The sequence below is a fragment of the Clostridium cadaveris genome, from assembly GCF_020911725.1.
GTDB classification, from domain to species: Bacteria; Bacillota; Clostridia; order Clostridiales; family Clostridiaceae; genus Clostridium_X; species Clostridium_X cadaveris.
The window spans coordinates 2,701,653-2,724,625 of record NZ_CP076620.1 but is presented as its reverse complement, the minus strand read 5'-3'; the positions used below and the strand labels follow the sequence as shown (position 1 = coordinate 2,724,625).

Annotated in this window: 18 protein-coding genes and 1 riboswitch; of the genes, 14 read left to right on the top strand and 4 right to left on the bottom strand. The window is 31.6% G+C overall.

Annotation, left to right across the window (positions count from 1 at the left end):
• The first annotated feature begins 2 nt into the window (after positions 1–2).
• From KQH81_RS12990 to KQH81_RS12955, 8 genes are all read left to right on the top strand, one after another.
• Positions 3–287 carry a PTS sugar transporter subunit IIB gene (locus tag KQH81_RS12990; RefSeq protein ID WP_027640151.1) on the top strand — a complete coding sequence of 95 codons (285 nt, stop codon included), beginning with the start codon at positions 3–5 and terminating at the stop codon, positions 285–287.
• A gap of 8 nt (positions 288–295) precedes the next feature.
• A complete protein-coding gene (locus tag KQH81_RS12985; protein ID WP_027640152.1) occupies positions 296–742 on the top strand; it encodes a PTS sugar transporter subunit IIA in 447 nt (148 codons plus the stop codon).
• 65 nt (positions 743–807) lie between these two features.
• Entirely contained in the window at positions 808–2,142 is a 1,335-nt protein-coding gene (locus KQH81_RS12980; RefSeq protein ID WP_230028386.1) for a PTS galactitol transporter subunit IIC, read from the top strand.
• A gap of 183 nt (positions 2,143–2,325) precedes the next feature.
• Positions 2,326–2,949, top strand: a complete 624-nt coding sequence (locus tag KQH81_RS12975; protein ID WP_027640154.1) for a DUF488 domain-containing protein — start codon at positions 2,326–2,328, stop codon at positions 2,947–2,949.
• Positions 2,950–3,011: 62 nt separating this feature from the next.
• On the top strand, positions 3,012–5,036 hold the full coding sequence (locus KQH81_RS12970; RefSeq protein ID WP_035771429.1) for a prolyl oligopeptidase family serine peptidase: 2,025 nt from the start codon (positions 3,012–3,014) through the stop codon (positions 5,034–5,036).
• Between the two features lie 170 nt (positions 5,037–5,206).
• Complete coding sequence (locus tag KQH81_RS12965) at positions 5,207–7,165, top strand: GTP-binding protein (RefSeq protein WP_027640156.1); 1,959 nt, start codon at positions 5,207–5,209, stop codon at positions 7,163–7,165.
• Positions 7,166–7,243: 78 nt separating this feature from the next.
• Complete coding sequence (locus tag KQH81_RS12960) at positions 7,244–8,428, top strand: MalY/PatB family protein (protein ID WP_230028384.1); 1,185 nt, start codon at positions 7,244–7,246, stop codon at positions 8,426–8,428.
• Between the two features lie 37 nt (positions 8,429–8,465).
• Positions 8,466–10,400: an HIRAN domain-containing protein gene (locus KQH81_RS12955; RefSeq protein WP_051196386.1), complete on the top strand. Its 1,935-nt coding sequence runs from the start codon at positions 8,466–8,468 to the stop codon at positions 10,398–10,400.
• Between the two features lie 59 nt (positions 10,401–10,459).
• Here the strand turns inward: KQH81_RS12955 and KQH81_RS12950 are convergent, their stop codons facing one another.
• Entirely contained in the window at positions 10,460–11,137 is a 678-nt protein-coding gene (locus KQH81_RS12950; RefSeq protein ID WP_027640158.1) for a L,D-transpeptidase family protein, read from the bottom strand.
• 124 nt (positions 11,138–11,261) lie between these two features.
• Positions 11,262–11,452, top strand: a riboswitch (cobalamin riboswitch).
• A gap of 545 nt (positions 11,453–11,997) precedes the next feature.
• On the bottom strand, positions 11,998–13,380 hold the full coding sequence (locus tag KQH81_RS12945; protein ID WP_027640159.1) for an MATE family efflux transporter: 1,383 nt from the start codon (positions 13,378–13,380) through the stop codon (positions 11,998–12,000).
• Positions 13,381–13,607: 227 nt separating this feature from the next.
• Between KQH81_RS12945 and KQH81_RS12940 the strand changes: the two genes are divergently transcribed.
• The 6 genes from KQH81_RS12940 (at position 13,608) to KQH81_RS12915 (ending at position 20,866) form a co-directional block, all read left to right on the top strand.
• Positions 13,608–14,450: a Cof-type HAD-IIB family hydrolase gene (locus KQH81_RS12940; protein WP_027640160.1), complete on the top strand. Its 843-nt coding sequence runs from the start codon at positions 13,608–13,610 to the stop codon at positions 14,448–14,450.
• An 86-nt stretch (positions 14,451–14,536) separates the two neighbouring features.
• Positions 14,537–16,045 carry a DUF1846 domain-containing protein gene (locus tag KQH81_RS12935; protein ID WP_027640161.1) on the top strand — a complete coding sequence of 503 codons (1,509 nt, stop codon included), beginning with the start codon at positions 14,537–14,539 and terminating at the stop codon, positions 16,043–16,045.
• Between the two features lie 192 nt (positions 16,046–16,237).
• Positions 16,238–17,542 (top strand): branched-chain amino acid transport system II carrier protein, encoded by a 1,305-nt coding sequence (brnQ, locus tag KQH81_RS12930; RefSeq protein ID WP_027640162.1) that lies wholly within the window; start codon positions 16,238–16,240, stop codon positions 17,540–17,542.
• A 332-nt stretch (positions 17,543–17,874) separates the two neighbouring features.
• Positions 17,875–18,885: an aldo/keto reductase gene (locus KQH81_RS12925; protein WP_027640163.1), complete on the top strand. Its 1,011-nt coding sequence runs from the start codon at positions 17,875–17,877 to the stop codon at positions 18,883–18,885.
• A 266-nt stretch (positions 18,886–19,151) separates the two neighbouring features.
• Complete coding sequence (locus tag KQH81_RS12920) at positions 19,152–19,844, top strand: iron-sulfur cluster assembly scaffold protein (RefSeq protein ID WP_027640164.1); 693 nt, start codon at positions 19,152–19,154, stop codon at positions 19,842–19,844.
• A gap of 20 nt (positions 19,845–19,864) precedes the next feature.
• Entirely contained in the window at positions 19,865–20,866 is a 1,002-nt protein-coding gene (locus KQH81_RS12915) for a GGGtGRT protein (protein ID WP_027640165.1), read from the top strand.
• A 480-nt stretch (positions 20,867–21,346) separates the two neighbouring features.
• Here the strand turns inward: KQH81_RS12915 and KQH81_RS12910 are convergent, their stop codons facing one another.
• Positions 21,347–21,892 (bottom strand): hypothetical protein, encoded by a 546-nt coding sequence (locus tag KQH81_RS12910; RefSeq protein WP_027640166.1) that lies wholly within the window; start codon positions 21,890–21,892, stop codon positions 21,347–21,349.
• Positions 21,893–21,899: 7 nt separating this feature from the next.
• Complete coding sequence (locus KQH81_RS12905) at positions 21,900–22,859, bottom strand: YeeE/YedE family protein (RefSeq protein WP_051196387.1); 960 nt, start codon at positions 22,857–22,859, stop codon at positions 21,900–21,902.
• Positions 22,860–22,973: the final 114 nt, after the last annotated feature.

Genomic DNA, 22,973 nt, shown 5'->3' with positions numbered 1-22,973 from the left:
TAATGAAAAGGATAGTAGTATCATGCGGAGCAGGAATAGCAACATCAACAGTAGCCATACAAAAATTAAAGACAGCTTTTGAAAAAAGAGGAGTATTAAATCAAATATCATTCACTCAATGTACAGTAGCAGAACTTCCAACAAAGGCTCAAGGACACGATTTAGTAGTAACAACTGCTCAAACATCTTATAAGATGGACATTCCGGTTATATCAGGATTACCATTCATCACTGGAATTGGAGTAGACAAAGTAGTAGACGATATAGTTGCAAAACTTGGACTATAGGAGGAATTATGTTAACTCAAGAATTAATATTTTTACAAAGAGAAGAAAAAACAAGTTTTGAATTTTTATCAAATATATCTGATAAGCTTTTGTCTATGGGATATATAAAAGAGAGCTTTAAGAAAGCTATTCTTAAAAGAGAAGAAATATTTCCAACAGGTATAGGAACAGAAAACTATAGTATAGCCATACCTCATACTGATTCAGAACATATTATAAAGCCAGGCATAGCATTTGTAAGATTTAATAATAAATGTGCCTTTAAAGAAATGTGTACTAATAATGATTTAGATGTAACTATGGCTTTTGTATTGTTAGTAAAAGCAAAAGAAGAGCAGGCAGTATTACTATCAAAGCTTATGGGATTATTTACTGACAATGAATTACTAGACAAGCTAAATAGTGAAAATGATTGTGAGACAATAGTGAACATTTTAAATGATAAATTAAAGTAAATATTTAAACCATTTTAATGGCTTTAGAATAATTAAAAGATATAAATAAAAGGAGAGTTTTAAAAATGCAAGCTTTACAATACTTAGTTGATTTAGGCCCTTCCGTTATGATGCCGATAATATTCACAGTATTTGCACTTTGTTTAGGAGTTAAATTCGGAAAAACAATACGTTCAGGACTTCTAATAGGAATAGGATTTATAGGATTAAATTTAGTAATAACACTTCTTACTGAAAATTTAGGACCAGCAGCAGAGGCTATGGTTGCGAATTTTGGATTACATCTAAATGTATTAGATGTAGGTTGGCCTGCAGCATCCGCGATAGCATTTGGTTCTACAGTTGGAGTTTTAATAATACCTTTAGGAATAATAGTTAATATTATAATGCTTTTAACAAGAACAACAAGAACCGTAAACATAGATATATGGAATTTTTGGCATTTTGCTTTTACTGGTTCCTTAGTGTACATGTTAACAGGTAATTTAGGAATTAGTTTGTTAATGTCTGCAATAAATATGATAATAACTATGGTTATAGCCGATAGAACTGCTCCAAAGGTAGAAAAGGAACTAGGACTTCCAGGAATATCAATACCACATGGATTTTCAGCATCATATGTTCCTATAGCATGGATTGTTAATAAAATATTAGATGTTATACCAGGAATAAACAAGATAAAATTAGATGCAAATGATATTCAAAAGAAATTTGGAATATTTGGAGATCCAGCTATATTAGGAACTTTAATAGGTGTACTATTAGGATTACTTGCAAAGTATAACGTAAAAGATACTTTAAACTTAGCTGTTATTATGGGAGCAGTACTAGTATTAACTCCAAAAATGGCAGCTATATTAATGGAAGGTCTTATGCCAGTATCAGAATCAGTTCAAGAACTTATCCAACGTAAGTTTGCGGGTAAAGCTAAGCTATACATAGGATTAGATTCTGCAGTAAGTGTTGGACATCCTGTAACATTAGCAGTATCACTTGTACTTGTACCAGTTACATTATTATTAGCAGTTATCGTACCAGGAAATCAATTCTTACCATTTGCATCCTTGGCGGGACTTCCATTCATGTTTGTACTTATAGTACCATTAGCAAAAGGAGACTTTTTTAGAACTTTTGTTATAGGGGTAATAACAGTTGGATTGGGACTTTTAATAGGAACAAACATAGCACCATTATTTACAGAAGCTGCTGTAGCCGCTAAGTTTGCTATACCAGATGGTGCAAGATTAATATCAAGCATAGATTATGGTTCAAGCCCATTACCATGGTTAATAATAAAACTTGTTGAATTTAAGACAATAGGATTAGCATTAATAACAGCCTTTACAGCAGGATTAATGGTATGGAATAGAAAGAAAATAATCTCTGAAGATGCACAATAATAAGTAAGTATTTTATCTTAATCTCAAAGTTTAATAAATAAATTCTTTTGAAAACTGCTTCAAAGTAATTAGAAGCAGTTTTTTTATATTACAAAATATAAGAGATAAAAATACAAAAAAGTAGTATATGTTTAAGTTTAATGTATTAAAATAAAAATATAGTAATGGAGAGAGGTGAAAAGTATGGAAATATACACAATAGGTCATTCTAATTATTCAGTAGAGAGACTTATAGATATGCTGAAAAAACACCATATAAATTGTGTTGTTGATATAAGAGGGACACCTTATTCAAAATATAATATTCAGTATAATAAAGAAACTATAAGAAATACTTTAATAAATGAAGGTTTTACATACATTTATATGGCTAAGGAATTAGCAGCTAAACGAGAAAACAAACAGTCATACAATAAAGAGGGATACTCTGATTTTGAAAAAGTGTGTAAAGAGGATGATTTTTTATCAGGAATTGAAAGGCTTAAAAATGGGTGTAGAAAAGGATATAGAATAGCACTTTTAGGTGCTATGCAGGAGCCTATAAGATGTCATAGAAGTGTTTTAGTAGGTAGAGCTTTGAGAGAAGAAGATTTTGATGTAAAGCATATACTGCATGACTATTCCATTGCATCACAGGAAGATATAGAAGAAATGCTTTTAGATAAATATTTCAGCAAAAGATATGACCTTACTATAGACGAGCTTTTGGGAAATAAAATGTCTAGAGAAGATATGATAAAAGAAGGATATAGAAGGGCTAATAAAGAAATAGGATATAGGATAGAACATATAGATGAGAAAAAGTGATTGTAAATTTATTAACAGTCATAAGAATAATTAGAGGATTTGGGAAAGTTGGGGTGTTTTTTATGATAAAAAAGGTTAAAGTAGTAGATGATTATCATGGTATGAAGGTTTATGATCCATATAGGTGGCTTGAGGATATTCATAGCGAAGATACTACAATGTTTGTGGACGAGCATAATGAAAAAACTAAAGAATTTGTTGAAGGCTACTATGATTACGATATTATAAAAGACAGAATGAAGGAACTTTGGAAGTTTGACAGCTATTCATCGCCTAAGAAATTTAATGGATATTACTATTTCTTTTATAATGATGGTAGTAGAAACCAACCATGCTATTATAGGGCAAAAGAACTCAATGGAGAAAAGGAACTTTTAATAGATCCTAACTCTTATGCAGAAGATGGCACAGCTGCAATAGGAACTGTTTCTGTAAATCCAGTTAAAGACATACTTGCTTATTCAATATCTCAAAAGGGTAGTGACTGGCAGGTAATAAAGATTTATGATATGAGGGAAAAAAAGCACATAGATGAAGAGTTGAACTGGTGCCGCTTTACAGGAATAGAATGGCTTACAAATGGTGAAAGTTTTATATATTCTAGATATCCAGAACAAGGGTCTATGGATGACGAGGAATTGTCTTATCACAATATGGTGTGCATACACAATCTTGGAACAACACAAAATGATGACATAATTTTAGTTGATGGCAAACAAAAATCAGAGTACTCAAACTATGTAGCCTTAACTTCTGATGGAGACTATATGATATTAGAAAAGCAAAAGGGTACGTCTTCAAATAATTTGGTATTAATCCAAGATCTTAAAAAAGAAAAGATTTTTGACCCATTTGAAGGGAAAGAGGCATCTTGGGAGCTTTTAGGAAATAAAGAAACAAAGTTTTACTTCCTTACGAATTACTGTGCACCTAAGAGAAGAATAATAGAAGTAGACTTGAATGACTATAGAGAAGAAAACTGGAAAGAACTCGTGGAAGAAGATAATATAGATACAATATCTTTTGCTATATATAATGATGGATATATAGTATTAGCATTTATGCATCATGCTCATCATGAGCTTGCTATGTATAATATATCTACAGGTAAGTTATACAATCATGAGATGAATTCTTTAGGTGCCATATCAGAAATGTCTAAAGGAGAAAAAGGTAAAGAGATCTTCTTCAAATTTGCCTCATATCTTTTACCAGACACCATTTATAGATTTGATCTACAAAGTAAGGAGTGCACTAAAGTATTTGAACCTCATTTAGATGTAGATTTCTCTAAGTTTGAAACTATTCAAGTTTTTGTGACTTCTAAAGATGGCACAGAAATTCCTATGTTTATAAGCCATAGGAAGGGGATAAAATTAGATGGTGGAAATAGAACATTATTATACGCTTATGGAGGGTTTAATCTAAACAGAATACCGGAATTCAGAGTTCCAGAACTAGTATGGATGGAAAGAGGGGGAGTTTTTGCAGTTGCCAATATAAGAGGAGGGAATGAATATGGAGAGCAATGGCATGAAGATGCTATGCTTGAGAAAAAGCAGAATTGCTTTGATGATTTCATATCCTGTGCAGAATGGCTTATAGAAAACAAATATACAAACAATAGATATCTGGCTATAAGAGGAAGAAGCAATGGAGGCCTACTTACTGGAGCATGTATGGTTCAAAGACCAGATCTTTATGGAGCTGTAATCACGCAAGTTGGAGTTTTAGATATGCTTAGATATCATAAGTATACAATAGGAAGATTCTGGATTCCTGAATATGGAGATGCCGAGCATGATAAGGAACATTTCAAATTCTTATTTAAATACTCACCACTTCACAATATAAAATGTGGAACTGTTTATCCTCCAGTATTAGTTGCTACAGGAGATAGTGATGACAGAGTACTGCCTTGCCATTCTTATAAATATGTTGCAACTCTAGAGGAAGTATCAAGCGGAGAAAATCCTATACTTTTAAGAGTAGAAAAAAATGCAGGGCATGGACAAGGAAAGCCTATTTCAAAACTTATAGATGTAGAAGCTGATATATATTCTTTCTTAGAAAAGGTGTTAGTATAATATACAAGGTGCCAAGATGCTTAAAGAGTATCAAGGTACCTTTTTTAATAGTGATAGGTAATGGGAAAATTATCTGAATTTTAGGAAAATCCAAAGACGTATTTCAAGAATATAAAAGGATTTTTTGATATAATAAGATTAAGAATCAATAACACATAGGATGTGAGATTATGAATAAAACTATAGGGATACTGGCTCATGTAGATGCCGGGAAAACCACATTGGCAGAACAGATTTTGTATCACACAAATGCAATAAGAAAAAGGGGAAGGGTAGATTACAAAGATGCTTTTCTAGATAGTCATCAAATAGAGAAGGACAGAGGAATAACTATATTTTCATCTCAAGGGAGATTCAACTATAAGGATTCAACTTACTACCTGGTAGACACACCTGGACATATAGATTTTTCGCCAGAAATGGAAAGAGCCATAAGCATAATGGATTACGCAATAGTAGTTGTAAGTGCAGTTGAGGGAGTACAAGCTCATACAGAAACAATATGGAGATTATTAAGAAAGTACAACATCCCAACTTTTATATTTATAAATAAGATTGATAGAGATGGAGCAGACTGCATAGAAACTCTTGATGATATAAAGTGCAATCTTTCTCCTGACGCATATTTGATTGAAAATAATATGTTTGAAGAAGATATAGATGATGGACTCATAGAAATAATAGCAGAGAATAATAATAATCTTTTGGAACAATATTTAGACGGAAAGTATGATAAAAAACTTTGGCTAGAAGAATTGAAAAATATGATAAATCACCGTGATGTATTTCCTTGTTTTAAAGGTTCAGCTCTTCAGGATTTAGGTATAGAAAAATTTATAAATAGTTTTCACAATCTAACAACAACTGAATATAATGATGATGGTGACTTTCAAGGAAAAGTATATAAAGTAAAATATGACGGTAATGGAAATAGAATCACATATGTAAAAGCTATAAGAGGGACTATTAAGACTAAAGACATAGTAAGTTATAAGTTTAATGGAGAAGTCTTAAATGAAAAAATAAATGATATAAGATACTATAATGGGGAAAAATTTGAAAAGACAAATGAAGCAAAAGCTGGAGAAGTATTTGGATTAGTAGGACTTACAAAGATATTTTCAGGGCAAGGGATAGGATATAGGGAAGAAAACATAGATTATGACATGATTCCTACATTGAGTTCTAAGGTAATTTATGATGAGAAACTTAATCCCAAAGAAGTTTTAAGTTTTTTCAAAATTTTAGAGGATGAGGAAACCTCGCTAAAGGTTATATGGCATGAAAAGCTTAAAGAGATACATATTCATGTTATGGGCGTAATTCAGCTTGAGATACTAAAAGAAATAGTAAAAGATAGGTTTAAGTTGGATATAGAGTTTGGGCCTTGCCAGATACTTTATAAAGAGACAATAAGAAAAACTTCTATAGGTAGAGGACATTTTGAACCTTTAAGACATTATGCAGAGGTACATTTAAGACTTGAGCCGGGACAAAGAGGAAGTGGTATAACATTTTATAGTAATTGTCCTATAGATACTTTAGCTGTAAATTTTCAAAACTTAGTTAAAAGTCATGTTTTTGAAAGAGAGCATAATGGAATTCTTATAGGGGCTCCAATAACGGATATAAAAGTTACTTTAATTAATGGAAAATCTCATATAAAACATACAGAGGGTGGGGATTTTAGAGAAGCTACTTATAGAGCGTTAAGACAGGGCTTGGAAAAGGCGGATAGCACTCTTCTTGAACCATACTATAGATTTAAGATACAAGTAAATATTGACAGCATGGGAAGAGTATTATCAGATATACAAAAGTTCAATGGAACTTTTGATACACCAAAGATATTTGGAGAAAAAGTCATAATAGAAGGCAGGGGGCCTGTAAAGACATTTATGAACTATTCATTAGAGTTAGTATCTTTCACAAAAGGGCGTGGAATTATAAATTTTATCTTTGATGGATATGATTACTGCCATAATGAGGGAGAGATAATTAAAGAAAAAGGATACAATAAAGATGCAGATACAGAGTATACCTCAGCTTCAGTATTTTGTTCTAAGGGAGTAGGCTTTGTAGTAAAGGGGAATGAATCTGATAACTATATGCATTGCATCTCTGAGTAAATAAACTGAATTTTTAGTTTCAGGTGGAGTTTTAATTCTATCATATAAAAAGATTATATTAAGAAAAGGGGTATTAAAATGTACGATTTTGACAAAGTTGTAGACAGAAGACATACTCATAGTAGAAAACATGATATGGTATTAGAAAAATATGGGGTAGATAATGATGAAGCAATTCCATTATGGATTGCAGATATGGATTTTGAATCTCCAGAGTGTGTTAGACAAACTTTAATAAATTACATAAAAGATGGAGCATTAGGATATGGTGGAGACTATGAAGATCTTTATGAAGCTCTCATAGCTTGGTATAAGAGAAGACATGGTTTTGACATAAAGCGTGAATGGCTATGCTTTGGCAGCACTATTATAGACATAATACTTAGATCAATAAGAACATATACTGATGAAGGGGATAAAATATTAATTCAGCCTCCTGTATATCATCAGTTTGCGAATATGATTAAACATGCCAACAGAACTGTCATAGAAAATCCGCTAAAGCTTCAAGGAGACAAATATTATATGGATTTAGATAATCTGAAGGCTATCATAAAGGAAAATAAGGACATAAAGATGATGATACTTTGTAATCCTCATAATCCTGTTGGAAGAGCATGGAGCGAAAAAGAATTACAAGAATTAAGCAAAATATTAATAGAGAATAATATAATTATAGTATCCGATGATGCACACTGTGAGCTTGTTCATAAAGATTATAAACATAATTTTTTGATATCTTTAGGTGAAGAGGTAGCTGATAATACTATAACCTGTATATCATGTCATAAGACTTTTAATCTCTGCGGCCTTCAAATATCAAATGTCATTATTCCAAATAAAACATTAAGAGAGAAGTATAAGAGTGTTCTTGAAAAAGAACATGGTGGTGATCCTAATTTACTTGGCGCCATAGCTATAAAAGCAGCTTATGAAAAGGGAGATAAGTGGCTTGATGAGCTTTTAGATTATCTACAAGAAAACTTTAAGTATCTAAAGGACTTTATGAAAATACATGTTCCTAAAGCTAAAGTTATAGAATCAGAAGCTACATTTTTAGCTTGGATTGATTTAAGAGAATTTGGACTTAATGGAAAAGAATTAGAAGAGTTCTTGAATAAAGAATCTAAGGTTATTCTAAGTCAAGGATATAGCTTTGGAAGCAATGGAGATGGTTTTGTAAGATTGAATTTAGCTTGCTCAAGAGAGGTGTTAAAAAAAGCACTTGAAAGACTAGAAATAGCACTAAAAAAATTGGATTAATAGAGTGAAAATATTAAGAAGTTAGGGGGGAGTTCTTATGCAAGAGGAATTAAATTGTAAATTTATATATGAAACGCTGAATGACTTTGTATATAGAAATTATGATTCTATCTATAAAAATCAGGATTTTGAGAATAGTGGTAAGTTTGACGTTGAGCAATTTCTGATGGGAGAAGAACTGCCCATGGAAAGAAAGTATAGTCTTTCAAGAGAACTAATTTTCTGTATAGACAATTACTTAGAATGTCCTAATGAAGATGAACTGGTAGACTTCTTAGATGAAAATAAGTTAATCCTATATTACTTTACATTTTATGAGATGATAAGTGCTTATGTAAATGATGGGTTTATAGATAGACTTACTTTAAGCAGCATAGCAGAACAATTTATTACAAAATCAAATGAGGAATCTCTAATAAAGCTTGGAATTACACTTCTTGGTATAGTAGACAAAGAAAAAGCTAAAGACTATGGAAGGGTACTAGGTATATTAAGTGAATATACGTTTTTTGTAGTATATTCAGTAAAGAATAGTAAAGACGAAAATACTTTTATTTTTGACTTACTCAAGAGGACTTATGGATATGGAAGACTTATATGTCTTCAAAATATATATCCGTTTGATGACACAATAAAAGATAAAATTTTATTACTAGGAATGGACAATGAGGGATTAGAGGGGATTAGTGCCAGTATTCTAAGCAAAAAGGTTAACTTGAGTTGGTATTTGGAGCCTTGTAGAATAAAGGAAGAATATTTTCATAAAATCTCTAAAGTTATAATTAATATATTAAAGTTAGAAGAAAAATCTATTTATACTATAGAAGATAGTGCTAATTTTATATGGCTTTATCTAAAGAAAATAGATGAAATGGGAAATTCTCTAGATGATATGATGGCTATAGATTATTTAGGATATGCACTATATGCAGAAGCAGAAGATGTAGATAGAATTCCTAAATCCTTGAAAGAACAGATGATAGACAAGATTGGAGAAGTTATAGTATCTTCAAAGTGGAAGCCTGTATTTAGACAGGGGCTTGTAGAAGGACTTTATGATGTTGATTTCTACTACAATATTGGAGAACTTATAGATGAAACTATAGAATTTGATGATTTGAAAGCTTTTTTGAAGAGGAATCCATTGAATATGGCTGTATATTATCATGTGGGGGATACTGGTGGTAAGGAAGAAATGAAAAAACTTCTTAAGTTTGCCAAGAAGACTCTGCCCTTTGATGAAATAAACTGTGGCTCTGAGGATTTAAAACAGGATGATTTAACCTCTAATAATAATGGTGATATATGCCTTATGTTTCTTTTACGATTCTTAATGGAATATAATATAGAAGATGATGAGCTATATCTTTCATCATTATCAGCTAGATTTAATGAATGTAGAAAATTAAGTTTGAAATATTTAAAAAAGAGAAACTTAGTTAAAAATAAAGATATACAAGAATTATTAAAGGCTCTTGCTGATACTGAGCCCAATAGAGAAATACGAGGAAAGATTTTAAAGCTTATATATAGCGATAAAGATAAAAGTAAAGATAAAATAGAGGAGATTATAAATGTAAAGAATCAGATTATAACTCCACATATAAAAGATATCTCTTTAATGACTACAAATGTAGCAGGAATGTATTACAGAAATATGGATGTTATAGAGGGAACGCTGCAAGAAAATGATATAGTTCTTCTAAAAAGAGAAAGTGATAATCCATATGATAAAAATGCAATTCAAATAGCTACTGAAAAAGGATATGTAATAGGATATGTATCTAAACAAGATAATCTTATATTAAAACAGCTTTTAGATAGTGGTAAATATCTATATGGAATAATAGAAGATTTAGATTTAGACGAAAATTATATGCAAATAGATGTAGTTATGAGTTATAAAGATGTGATTTTAGATATAAAAGAGATAATATCAATGATAAATGGAAGCGACAACCTTAAGAATTAGTATATAAAAGAATTCCCCTATTATAAAGTATATAATAGGGGATTCTTTTATATTTGTATTTATTCGAATTTATATATTCCGATAGAATTCAAAAATTTCATATCTAGGGTATAATTTTCGTAATCAAAACCATAATCCATTTTATAACGTTGAACTGCTTTTATGAGAGGATAATCATATATTCCATTAAAGGGGCCATTATAGTAACCCATAGCATTTAGTATCTTTTGTACTTCATATACATCGGCACCTTTATCATTAGGATTTATATTTCGAACGTAAGAAGAAAAAATCCAACTTGGTCCGCTGTATACAATAACAGGTGTATCATAATCAATCATGTAAAACAGTTCTTCTATATTTTGATTGTACATACGGATACATCCATTAGATGAAAGACTTCCTATAGAATCTGGACGATTCGTACCGTGAATACCAAAAGTATCCCAAGGCACATTAAGCCCAAGCCAATAGCCTCCAAATACATGATTTTTAAGAGCTTTGCTAGAAATTTTCCAACACCCAATAGGTGATGGAGTTTCTTTTTTTCCAAGAGCAACAGGATATCTTTTCACCACCTTAAAAGTGTTGGATTCTATAACATATAAAGAAAATTCATTTGTATCTATTAATATTTTATATTTTGATTGTTTAATTTCTTCAGCATAAATTGATGACGTAAAAATCAGCATTATAGCAACGAAGAACAATATTATTTTGTATAGATATTTCCGCATTTTATCACCTACGTAGAAATAATGTTAGTACTTTAATATCATTAGCAAAAATTAAAAATATTATTTATAAATTAAAAAATATGTTGCAATTACATATTTTATATGATATTATAAGTATGAAAAGTGAATAAGACAAGCTTAAGGTTACATTTTTAAGCAATGTATTAAAAGGGAATATGGTTAAAATCCATAACAGCCCCCGCTACTGTAAGAATGACGAAAACTTATATTTTAGTCACTGAGATATATCTCGGGAAGACTTAAGTTAGTAGGATGATTTTGAGTCAGGAGACCTGCCCTATGCTTTTAAAAGAAATTTCGGTGGGAAATGGTCTTTATATTATTAGAAATAATATGTGTGAGATTTTGTGGGAGCCGAAGAGTTTAGGCTCCCTTTAATATTGCTATATTTTATACAAAGTCGCGCGAATTCGTTTCTTGTATGTAGTTACCATTGTATTATCACCACCAATGAATTTGCTAATAACCATATTATTTTCCATAATGTACTCCTAACATTATTTAAGTCTACAGTTTATTGGATTGGCAGTCGCAGTAAACACCTAAGAAAATAATATGGTTTTTTTTAGATTTTAATAATGTTTAAATATATATAGATAATTTATAAATGCATTTTGATATAATGCATCAAAACGAATATTGTATTGGAAGAGGAACTACCTAACAGGTTTCTCTTTTTTTTATATAAAATTAAAGCTTTGAGATATATGAAAAGTATATATACATAAAAATGATTGAATCCTGTATAATATAGGATTCAATCATTAAGAGTTGATTAATTAAAATGTTCAATATGTGAGGTTCAGTTCTTTTATATTAAGAATTAAGAAAAATATTACTTAAGAAACTTTAACATTCTTTTTTCCTTCATCAGGATGAGCAAGTTTCTTTTTATAAAATATTGCGAAGCAAGTTACAGTAGATAATACAGCAATTATATCTGCTACTGGTTCAGCAGTTAATACTCCTAATAACTTATTTTCAAAGAAGCTTGGAAGTATGAATATAAGAGGTATTAAAAGTATTATTTTTCTAAGCAATGCAAGCATTAAAGAAATCTTTGCTTGTCCTAAAGCTAAGAATGTTTGTTGGCAAGCTATTTGGGCACCAAATATGCTCATTCCTATAAAGTAAATTCGTATGCTCCATACAGTGATTTCCATAAGTTTTTGGTCTTTATTGAAAATACTTACAAAGAATTCAGGGAACATCATAAGAAGTCCACAGCATACAAGAGTAAGTGTTAATGAGCTTATCAAAAGAAGTCTAAAAGTCTTTTTAACTCTATCCATATTTTTAGCACCGAAATTATAGCTTATTATAGGTTGAGCACCTTGAGTCAATCCTTGAAGTGGAAGGGTAATCATTTGCATTATGCTGCTCATTATTGTCATAGCCCCAACAGCTAAGTCACCACCATAAGCCTGAAGTTTGGTATTTAAAGAAATAAGAACTAAACTTTCAGTAGACTGCATTATAAATGGAGATACACCTAAAGCCATAACAGGCAATATAACTTTGGGGTTAATGGCTAAGTATTTTTTTCTTATTTTTAATATGCTCTTTTTTCCAAATAAAAATTTCAATACCCATATAGCAGAAACGGTTTGTGCAATTATAGTAGCTAAAGCAGCTCCTTTAACCCCCATGTCTAGACCGAAGATTAGTATAGGGTCTAAAACTATATTTATAACTGCACCTATAAGTACTGTTATCATACCAGTCTTTGCAAATCCTTGAGTGTTTATAAATGGATTCATTCCTAAAGCTATTTGAACGAACACAGTTCCAATAAGATAAATGCTTAAATATTCTAGTGCAATTCCTATAGTTGCCTCACTAGCTCCAAAAGCCCATAAAATAGGCTCTTTAAATATCATAAATACTATAGTGAGAATTAGACCCAGTATTATTAATGTGGAGAAACAGTTGCTTAAGATATTTTCGGCTCCATCGTTGTCGTGTTCTCCCATTTTTATTGCACAGCGGGGTGCACCTCCCATACCTATAAGCGAACTGAAAGCAGAAACTATTATTATAATAGGAAAGGCAACACCAACACCAGCCATAGCAAGTTCTCCGCTAGGAAGCCTACCTATAAATATTCTATCTACTATATTGTATAAAACATTAACCAGTTGAGCGATTATAGCTGGAACGGAAAGTTTTAGAAGAAGCTTTCCGACACTACCCTTGCCTAAATCTATAGAATTTTTCGACATAAATTATTCCTCCTAAAAATATTATGAATAAAAATATTACAATAATATAATGATACTACAAATACTTATTTTGTTAAATGAATTTTGGTTCATTTAACAAAAAATTTTAAATCTTTATTAGGAAAACGTATAACCAGATTAGGCGTATATTTTTTTATATGATATAATTTAATAGGTCAAAAAAACAGTGATTATAAAAATAATTTGTTTTATAATGAGGAGATATTATGGAACTATATGTTACAGATTTAGATGGAACTTTGTTAAATAGCGACAAAAAAGTGTCTCAGAACTCTCAGGAGTTGTTAAATAAATTTATAAATGAAGGATTAGAATTTACTATTGCTACAGCTAGAACCCCTGCTACAGTTGTCGATTTATTAAAAGGAATTGATATTAAACTTCCAGTTATACTTATGAATGGTGTTGTAACTTATGACATACATGAAAATAAATATCTAGATGTAAAAGATATGAAAAAAGATGATGTATTGAAGATATTAAAGCTATTAAAAGATCATAAGAGAAGTGCTTTTGTATATGGTATAAAAAATAATAAACTTTATGTTTATCATCAAGATTTTCAATATGATTCCGAATATAATTTTTATAAGGAAAGATGCACTAAGAAGTTAAAGGAATTTGTAAAAGTTGATGAATATGAAAAAGCTATAGAGGGCAGTGCTGTTGTAAATGTATTAATTTTTGACACATTAGATAATATTAAAAATATGTACAAGTCTTTAAAAGATTTGAAGAGTATAACTTGTAATTATTATGAAGATATATATGAAAAAGGAGCGTATTTTTTAGAAATATACAGCAGTGATGCATCAAAAGCTAAAGCTATAAAAAATCTATCTAATTTAATGAAAGATGATAAGATAATATGCTTTGGAGATAATATAAATGATATACCAATGTTTGAAACTGCTAATGAAGGATATGCCGTAGAAAATGCCGTTACTGAGCTTAAAAATATAGCGACAGCTATAATTGAAAGCAATAATCAAGATGCAGTAGCAAAATTTATAGAAAAGAGATTTATATGTGGTAAAAATATATTATAACTACAAGTATTTACAATTTACATCTTAAAAAAATTGTGCAATAATAGAAAAATGTAAATTTAAAATAGGATAAGCGAGGAGTATAAATGAAGATAGGATTTGATCATAAAAAGTATCTTGAAGAACAATCAAAATATATTTTAGAAAGAGTAAATAACTATGATAAGCTATATTTAGAATTTGGCGGAAAGCTTATGTTTGATATGCATGCCAAAAGAGTACTTCCAGGCTTCGACGAAAATGCAAAAATAAAGCTTTTACAAAAGCTTAAAGAAAATGCAGAAATAATAATATGCGTATATGCTGGAGATATTGAAAGAAATAAAATAAGAGGCGATTTTGGAATAACATATGACATGGACGTACTAAGGCTTATAGATGATTTAAGAGCTTACGAACTTGATGTCAACAGTGTTGTTATAACAAGATATGAAGGACAGCCGTCAACTAAAGTATTTATAAACAAACTTGAGAGAAGAGGAATAAAGGTCTATAAACATGAAGCTACAAAAGGATACCCAACTGATGTAGACACTATAGTAAGTGATGAAGGATATGGAAAGAACCCATACATAGAGACAACTAAACCTATAGTTGTTGTTACAGCTCCAGGACCAGGAAGCGGAAAGCTTGCTACATGTTTAAGTCAGCTATATCATGAGCATAAGAGAGGAAATGTTGCAGGATATTCAAAGTTTGAAACTTTCCCAGTATGGAATGTACCTTTAAAGCATCCATTAAATATAGCTTATGAAGCTGCTACAGTTGATTTAAAGGATGTAAACATGATTGACCCATTCCATATGGAGGCTTATGGGAAAACTGCTGTAAACTATAATCGAGACGTTGAAACTTTCCCTGTACTTAAGAGAATAATAGAAAAAATAACAGGAGAAGAATCAGTATATCAGTCACCAACAGATATGGGCGTAAATAGAGTTGGGTTTGGAATAGTTGATGATGAAGTAGTAAAGGAAGCATCAAGACAGGAAATAATAAGACGTTACTTTAAAACAAGCTGTGAGTATAAAAAAGGATATGTAGATAAAGAGACTTTCCAAAGATCTAAGCTTATAATGGAGGAACTAAATCTTAAAGAAAATAATAGAAAAGTTGTAGAACCAGCTAGAAATTATGCTAAAGAACTTAATGAAGATTCCTCAAAGAGAGAGCTCTGCACAGTAACAGCATTGGAACTTGAAGATGGAACTATTCTTACAGGTAAAAGCTCTGAACTTATGGATGCTTCAGCTGCAGTTATAATAAATGCTATAAAATATTTAGCAGGAATAGCAGATGGAATATATCTTCTATCTCCAGTTGTATTAGAGCCAATTCAAAAATTAAAAGAGAAGACTTTTGGAGATAAGAGAATAGCTTTAAGCGGTGAAGAAATCCTTATTGCTCTAAGCATATGTGCTGCAACAAATCCTATGGCGGAAGTAGCTATGTCTAAACTTCCAGCATTAAAAGGATGTCAAGCACACTCAACTACTATACTTTCATCAAATGATGAGCAGACATTTAGAAAATTAGGAATAGATATAACTTGTGACGCTGAATACCAAAGCGAAAGCTTATTCTACGGAAACTAAATTAATTAAGAATTTAAAATTGAAAATATAAAATTTATGATAAAACTCCTGTTAAGGAGTTTTATTTTTGTGAATAAATTAAATTTATAATTGTAAATATAAGGTTTGAGCAAAAGGTGCCCATACAATAAATAAAAGGAAAAGATTATAATTAAATTATATGAAAAAAGAAAACGATTAGAGGGGGATATCATGAAAAAAACTTATGCAAAGGATGTTTTTATATCAGGATTTGCATTATTTGCAATGTTCTTTGGAGCAGGAAATTTAATATTTCCTCCATATTTGGGGTGGAGTAGTGCATCAAATTGGTTTCTAGGATTTTTATGTTTTATAATTACAGATATCGGTTTAAGCATGCTTGGAATTATTGTTGTTGGAAAAGTTGGGAAGGGAGCTCAGGGTGTAACAGAGCCATTAGGAAAGTTTTTCTCTATACTTCTTTTGGCAGTAGATGTCATTTGCCTTGGTCCTCTTATCGCTATACCAAGAACAGCAGCAACAACTTTTGAATTTGCAATTCTTCCTAATTTTACAAACATTAACAGTTGGGTATTTTCAATAATATTTTTTGCTATAGTTGTGACTTTAAGTATAAAGCAGACAAAAGCAGTAGACATAGTTGGAGCTGTTTTAGCACCTATAATGTTTATAGCACTAATACTTCTCATTATAAAAGGTACACTATCACCTTTAGGGTTTGCTGAGAGAACAACAGTAGTAGGTACTGTTGTATCTGATGGAATAAAAGCTGGATATCAGACAATGGATATGATGGGAGCTATAATAATGGCATTAGCTCTTACATTTAGTATGAAATCTAAAGGATATACTGAACCAAAACAACAATTTAAAATGATTTCTCAAGCTGGAATTATTTCATCTATAGCTCTTTTTAGCGTATATGGAGGGTTAGCATATCTTGGATCTACGGTTTCATCAGTATTTTCATCAAATATGAGTCAAGCTGAATTACTTATTGCAATAACTAGTGGACTTTTGGGGAAAAGTGGAATAATACTTCTTGGAGTAATAGTAGCCTTTGCATGTATTACAACAGCTATAGGACTTTTGTCTAGTGCATCAACTTTCTTTGAGGAAATTTCTAATGGAAAATTTAAATATAAAACAAATATAATAGTGGGAGCGGTCATTAGCTGTTTTGTATCTAATCTTGGTATATCAGCAATAATAAATTTTGCAGCACCTATCCTTGACCTAATATACCCAGTTCTTATAGTACTCATAGTTCTTGGTGCCTTTAATGGTAAAATTAAAAATCTTAATATTCATAAAGCTGCTTCTTTAGGAGCTTTTGCAGTATCATTAGCAACTCTTATTCAAAACATAACAGGAATAAACTTAGGTATAAATATGCTACCATTAAATAATATTGGTTTTGGATGGCTAATTCCATCAGTAGTAATGGGAATAGTAGGCTCATTCATTAAGAAGTCAGAAGTTCATGTGAAAAATATTTTAAGCAAAGAAGCCTAGGAAACTAAATTAATTAAGAATTTAAAAATGAAAATATAAATTAAGAGGGTGCTTCAAAATAATTTATTTATCTTGGAACACCCTCTTAATATAATTCCTTTATCTTTTTATATTTTTCCGTTATATGCTTTAAATCCGCCACGTACATTAATTACCTTATAGCCAAGTTTAGAGAGGTGTTTTGATGTTCTTAAGCTTCTCATAAAAAGCTCTAGCAGAAATATTATCTTCAAAAACCCATAAGGATATTTTAGACTTAACTTTCATTATTGGTTTGATGTATTATTAATATATATAAATAATATATATTAATAATAAAAAGGGGTGCTATTATGGAATATAGGGTTTTGGGGAAAAGTGGGCTGAAAATCTCTGCTATTGGATTTGGAGGAATACCTATTCAAAGAGGAAGTGTAGAGGAAGCTAAAGGGGCTATAGTAAAAGCACAAGATTTAGGAATAAATTTTATAGACACTGCAAGAGGATATACAGTATCAGAGGAATTTATAGGAGAAGCATTAGAAAAAAGACGTAGCAGTTGGATAATAGCTACAAAAAGTATGGCAAGAGATAAGGTATCTATGGCAAAAGACATAGAGATAAGTTTAAAAAATTTGAGGACAAACTATATAGATTTATATCAACTTCACAACATAAAAACTAGAGAGGATCTTGAAAAAGTTTTAAGTGAAGAAGGCGCATATAGAGCATTAATAGATGCTAAAGAATCTGGAAAGATTGGTCATATAGGTCTTACATCTCACAGCTTAGAACTTCTGGAGTATGCTATAGAGCTTGATAAGTTTGAAACTATAATGTACCCATATAATATAGTAGAAAATCAAGCTGACGAATTATTTAAAAGAGCTAATGAATTAAATATAGGTGTAATTGCAATGAAGCCATTGGCTGGGGGAGCCATAGAAGATGGTACTTTAGCATTAAAGTTCATAAGAAATAATCCAGCAGTTACAGTAGCCATACCTGGAATGGGTAATTGTAAGGAAGTAGAGGAGAACTCAAAAGTATATGAGGAAAATCAAAACCTTTCAGAAGAAGATTTAAAGAATATAGATGAAATAAAAAAAGAGCTTGGAAATGAATTTTGCAGAAGATGCGGATATTGTGCACCATGTCCTAGAGGAATAGATATACCAACCATGTTTATATTTAGTGGATATAAGGAAAGGTATGGACTTGGAGCTTGGGCAGAAGATAGATATTTTTCTCAAAAAAATAGAGCAAAAGATTGCATAGAATGTGGTGCTTGTGAAAAGAAATGTCCTTATGAACTTCCAATAAGAAAAATGCTTGCAAAAGTTAGAAGAACTTTTAACGAATAAAAAATGTTGTTTTAAACTTTAACCATTAATGTATTTTATATACATTACATAAAAATACATGTAAACATTTAGATATTAAGAAACTCAAAATTATATCAAATTACCACAATAAAAACTACTAATTTTTTAAAAAATTTTCGAAAAAACGTAGAGAAATACAGCGATTATTTGATAGAATAGTAAAGTGGATGGACAAGGCCTAGGCCAATGTCGAAACACTTTTTAAAAGATGTTTAAACTTTTCACAAGGAAGGAGAAATTTAACAATGATGTATTCAGCAGAAGTTAAGGAAATGTGTACATTAGCAAAAGGACCTAATCATGGTTCAGCACCAATTCCTCAAGAAGGTAAATGGGTTCAATCTAAAGAAGTAAAAGATATTTCAGGATTAACTCATGGAATAGGTTGGTGTGCACCTCAACAAGGAGCCTGTAAGTTAACCTTAAATGTTAAAGATGGAATAATTCAAGAGGCACTAGTTGAAACAATAGGATGTTCTGGTATGACTCACTCAGCTGCAATGGCTTCAGAAATATTACCAGGAAAGACTATATTAGAAGCATTAAACACAGACCTAGTTTGTGATGCTATAAACACAGCTATGAGAGAATTATTCTTACAAATAGTTTATGGAAGAACTCAAACTGCATTCTCAGAAGGCGGACTTCCAATAGGAGCAGGACTTGAGGACTTAGGAAAGGGATTAAGAAGCCAGGTTGGTACTATGTACGGAACTCTAGCTAAAGGCCCTAGATACCTAGAAATGGCTGAAGGATATGTAACTAGATTAGCAGTTGATGCAAATGATGAAATTATAGGATATGAATTTGTTCACCTTGGAAAGATGATGGAAATGATCACTAAGGGAACAGAGGCAGCTGAAGCTTTAGAAAAAGCAAAGAGCACTTATGGAAGATTCACTGAAGCTGTTAAGTATGTAAATCCAAGACACGAATAATAAAGGGAGGTTACTGAGAAATGGCATTATTTGAAAGTTATGAAAGAAGAATAAATCAAATAACTCCAGTACTTGAAAAGTACGGTATAGAATCATTAGAAGCTGCTAGAGAACTTTGCAATTCTAAGGGTTTTGATCCATATACAATAGTAAAGGAAACTCAACCAATAGCATTTGAAAATGCTGCATGGTCATACACTTTAGGTGCTGCTATAGCAATAAAGAAGGGATGTACTAAGGCTGCTGAAGCTGCTGAAGCAATCGGAGAAGGATTACAAGCATTCTGTATTCCAGGATCTGTTGCAGATGATAGAAAAGTTGGTTTAGGACACGGAAATTTAGGAGCAATGCTTCTAAGAGAAGAAACTAAATGTTTTGCTTTCTTAGCAGGACACGAATCTTTTGCAGCTGCAGAAGGTGCTATAAAGATAGCTGAAAAAGCTAATAAAGTAAGAAAAGAGCCACTAAGAGTTATATTAAACGGTCTTGGAAAAGATGCTGCTTATATAATCTCAAGAATCAACGGTTTCACTTACGTTCAAACTAAGTTCGATTACTACACTTCAAACTTAGAAGTTGTTAGAGAAGTTCCATTCTCAAATGGGCCAAGAGCTAAGGTTAAATGTTACGGATGTGACGACGTTAGAGAAGGTGTTGCTATAATGCACGCTGAGGGAGTTGACGTATCTATAACTGGAAACTCAACTAACCCAACTAGATTCCAACATCCAGTTGCAGGAACATACAAGAAAGAATGTGTACAAGAAGGCAAAAAGTACTTCTCAGTTGCATCAGGTGGTGGTACTGGAAGAACTCTTCACCCAGATAACATGGCTGCTGGTCCAGCTTCTTACGGTATGACAGATACTATGGGAAGAATGCACTCAGACGCTCAATTCGCAGGTTCATCATCAGTTCCAGCTCACGTTGAAATGATGGGACTTATCGGAATGGGTAATAACCCAATGGTTGGAGCTACTGTTGCAGTTGCTGTTGCTGTTGAAGAAGGCATGAATAAGTAGTATTAAATTTATAAAATATATGAGGTGAGCATATTTTGTCCATGATGGGACAATTTATGTCCTATATGGATAATTTGCTGGCCCAGAAAAGTAAGCACACATTTATTATTAGAATATTAAGTTCTAGTAATAGATGTGTGTTTTTTTATTTAGTTTTTATGCCTATAGAACAATTAAAAATCCAAGTTTATATATTTTATTTATGATGATGTTATTTTGGGGAATGAATTTCACTTTAGACTTCTACTCTCGCAAAATAAAATATATAATGATCAATACTAAGTATTATTAATAAATATCATATTTATCTTGATGGTGTGCTGTGCAAAGTGGTCAACGCAAAAGGACCTGCGAACTAAATTACTTAGTGCGCAGATCCTTTTATTTATAATATCCTTCAGAAACCAGAACTTCTTCATCCCATGCTTCTTTTACGAGTACCTGCTGACTTACATACCTGCAAGTTGTATGTAAGCCGGCTCATCCGCCATTCGCATCTTTGTGAATTTGAAATTCACCTACTGTTAGAAAGATTTCATTGCAATAATTGCAGGAAACAACACGTTTGGTTTCGTATACGGCATCATGGTGAATCGTCCTATACACTGGTGGAACCCATTCTTTTTCAACTGGAGTAGTCGAAGGAGAAGTGGTGGATTCATGAGGTTTATTTTCCTCGGGCATTGTAGGGGTAGGTGATACGTTTTTGGAAGCATCAACAGGAGTATGAGGTTGTTGCGACTCTATAGTAGTGGGCACTGATGCAACTTCAGACATAGGAGTATCCGCTTCTGTTTTTTCGGCTACTGCATTGGAAGTATCTTGAAGTTCGTCTGTAGCATGATCTATAACAGAATCTTCCTTCTCAACAATCATATTCGTGCATGTATTCGGTGTTGATTTCGATAGTTGTTCACGAATCTGTGGCAATTTCAAACCACAAAGGAAAAATGCAACTAATAGGAGAATAATCGTTATTTGTTCTTTATGATATAAAGTTATATTCTTTAATTTCTTTTTTTCCATAAGTTACCTACAATAATTTATATAATATTTTAATTCCAACAAATGAGCCCATAAACAAAAAGATTAGAAAGATCCAAGCTGATAGTGAAAGTGAAGCTGCACTAATAAAAAATGCGCTGATATTACAGCCACCAGCAATACAAGCACCATATCCCATAAGCAAACCGCCTATCACCGATTTCAAAATCTGTTTGTACGAACGGATTTTTTGTATATGAAATTTTTTGCACACTAGTACGGATAAGAAAGCACCGAGAAATAACCCAAAATTTCTTAGATTTGGTCCGAGAGCAGCCATGAGGGAATCCACTTTTACAGTGGAGAGTTCACCAAACCAAAAGAATGCTCCAGTAATTGACCATGTAGACTTTAATACAAAAAAATGAAGTACATTAAGTATTCCTAAACAGATAGCACCGTATAAATAATTAGATTGATATGAGATGGCAGTGGATGATTCATACTTTCGTGCTGCCAAATAGAGCAAAAGTATAATTAAAATATTAGAAACGATGCCAGCGCTCCACCCGATTTCATGTGGCAAAAAAATGACAGGTGCATCCACGATGAAGTTAGACCAAAGTGTAGTATAGTGTTTGGTACCAATCAGATAACCAATAATCACACTGGGAATGGTGAAAAGGTGTACCATACATCCTTCTGCTAATCGAATGAACATTCCAGAAGCACATGTTCCAGCAAGCATCATTCCTATTCCAAACAAAAATGCTCCGAACATAAGTGGAATACTAATAGTAGAAACACCTAGTAAATCCAATGCGCCATTTGATAAATATTTCATGATTGTAATTCCAAGAGATGAGGTGAGAATTCCAATCAAAATAGAACGAAATATTTCTGTTGAGCCTGTAATCTGAGGATCACTCATTGCAGACACAAAACAAATATGTGAGCGTTGCAAAATGACTCCAAACCCTATTCCAAATAATAAATACCACAGTATCATAAAATTGCTCCCAAATTTTATTTACGCTTATTATCCCATAAAAATCGAAAAAAAGCAATATATAGAAAAATATAATATATAAGATGATAATCAATCGAAAATATCAATAAGTAA

Excerpts from the sequence above, each read along its gene's own strand:
- KQH81_RS12915 (WP_027640165.1), top strand. The coding sequence starts at position 19,865 with ATGGCATTATTTGAAAGTTATGAAAGAAGAATAAATCAAATAACTCCA.
- KQH81_RS12990 (WP_027640151.1), top strand. The coding sequence starts at position 3 with ATGAAAAGGATAGTAGTATCATGCGGAGCAGGAATAGCAACATCAACA.
- KQH81_RS12985 (WP_027640152.1), top strand. The coding sequence starts at position 296 with ATGTTAACTCAAGAATTAATATTTTTACAAAGAGAAGAAAAAACAAGT.
- KQH81_RS12960 (WP_230028384.1), top strand. The coding sequence starts at position 7,244 with ATGTACGATTTTGACAAAGTTGTAGACAGAAGACATACTCATAGTAGA.
- brnQ (WP_027640162.1), top strand. The coding sequence starts at position 16,238 with ATGAAAAAAACTTATGCAAAGGATGTTTTTATATCAGGATTTGCATTA.
- KQH81_RS12965 (WP_027640156.1), top strand. The coding sequence starts at position 5,207 with ATGAATAAAACTATAGGGATACTGGCTCATGTAGATGCCGGGAAAACC.
- KQH81_RS12975 (WP_027640154.1), top strand. The coding sequence starts at position 2,326 with ATGGAAATATACACAATAGGTCATTCTAATTATTCAGTAGAGAGACTT.
- KQH81_RS12935 (WP_027640161.1), top strand. The coding sequence starts at position 14,537 with ATGAAGATAGGATTTGATCATAAAAAGTATCTTGAAGAACAATCAAAA.
- KQH81_RS12920 (WP_027640164.1), top strand. The coding sequence starts at position 19,152 with ATGATGTATTCAGCAGAAGTTAAGGAAATGTGTACATTAGCAAAAGGA.
- KQH81_RS12955 (WP_051196386.1), top strand. The coding sequence starts at position 8,466 with ATGCAAGAGGAATTAAATTGTAAATTTATATATGAAACGCTGAATGAC.
- KQH81_RS12945 (WP_027640159.1), bottom strand. The coding sequence starts at position 13,380 with ATGTCGAAAAATTCTATAGATTTAGGCAAGGGTAGTGTCGGAAAGCTT.
- KQH81_RS12980 (WP_230028386.1), top strand. The coding sequence starts at position 808 with ATGCAAGCTTTACAATACTTAGTTGATTTAGGCCCTTCCGTTATGATG.
- KQH81_RS12950 (WP_027640158.1), bottom strand. The coding sequence starts at position 11,137 with ATGCGGAAATATCTATACAAAATAATATTGTTCTTCGTTGCTATAATG.
- KQH81_RS12970 (WP_035771429.1), top strand. The coding sequence starts at position 3,012 with ATGATAAAAAAGGTTAAAGTAGTAGATGATTATCATGGTATGAAGGTT.
- KQH81_RS12940 (WP_027640160.1), top strand. The coding sequence starts at position 13,608 with ATGGAACTATATGTTACAGATTTAGATGGAACTTTGTTAAATAGCGAC.
- KQH81_RS12925 (WP_027640163.1), top strand. The coding sequence starts at position 17,875 with ATGGAATATAGGGTTTTGGGGAAAAGTGGGCTGAAAATCTCTGCTATT.
- KQH81_RS12905 (WP_051196387.1), bottom strand. The coding sequence starts at position 22,859 with ATGATACTGTGGTATTTATTATTTGGAATAGGGTTTGGAGTCATTTTG.
- KQH81_RS12910 (WP_027640166.1), bottom strand. The coding sequence starts at position 21,892 with ATGGAAAAAAAGAAATTAAAGAATATAACTTTATATCATAAAGAACAA.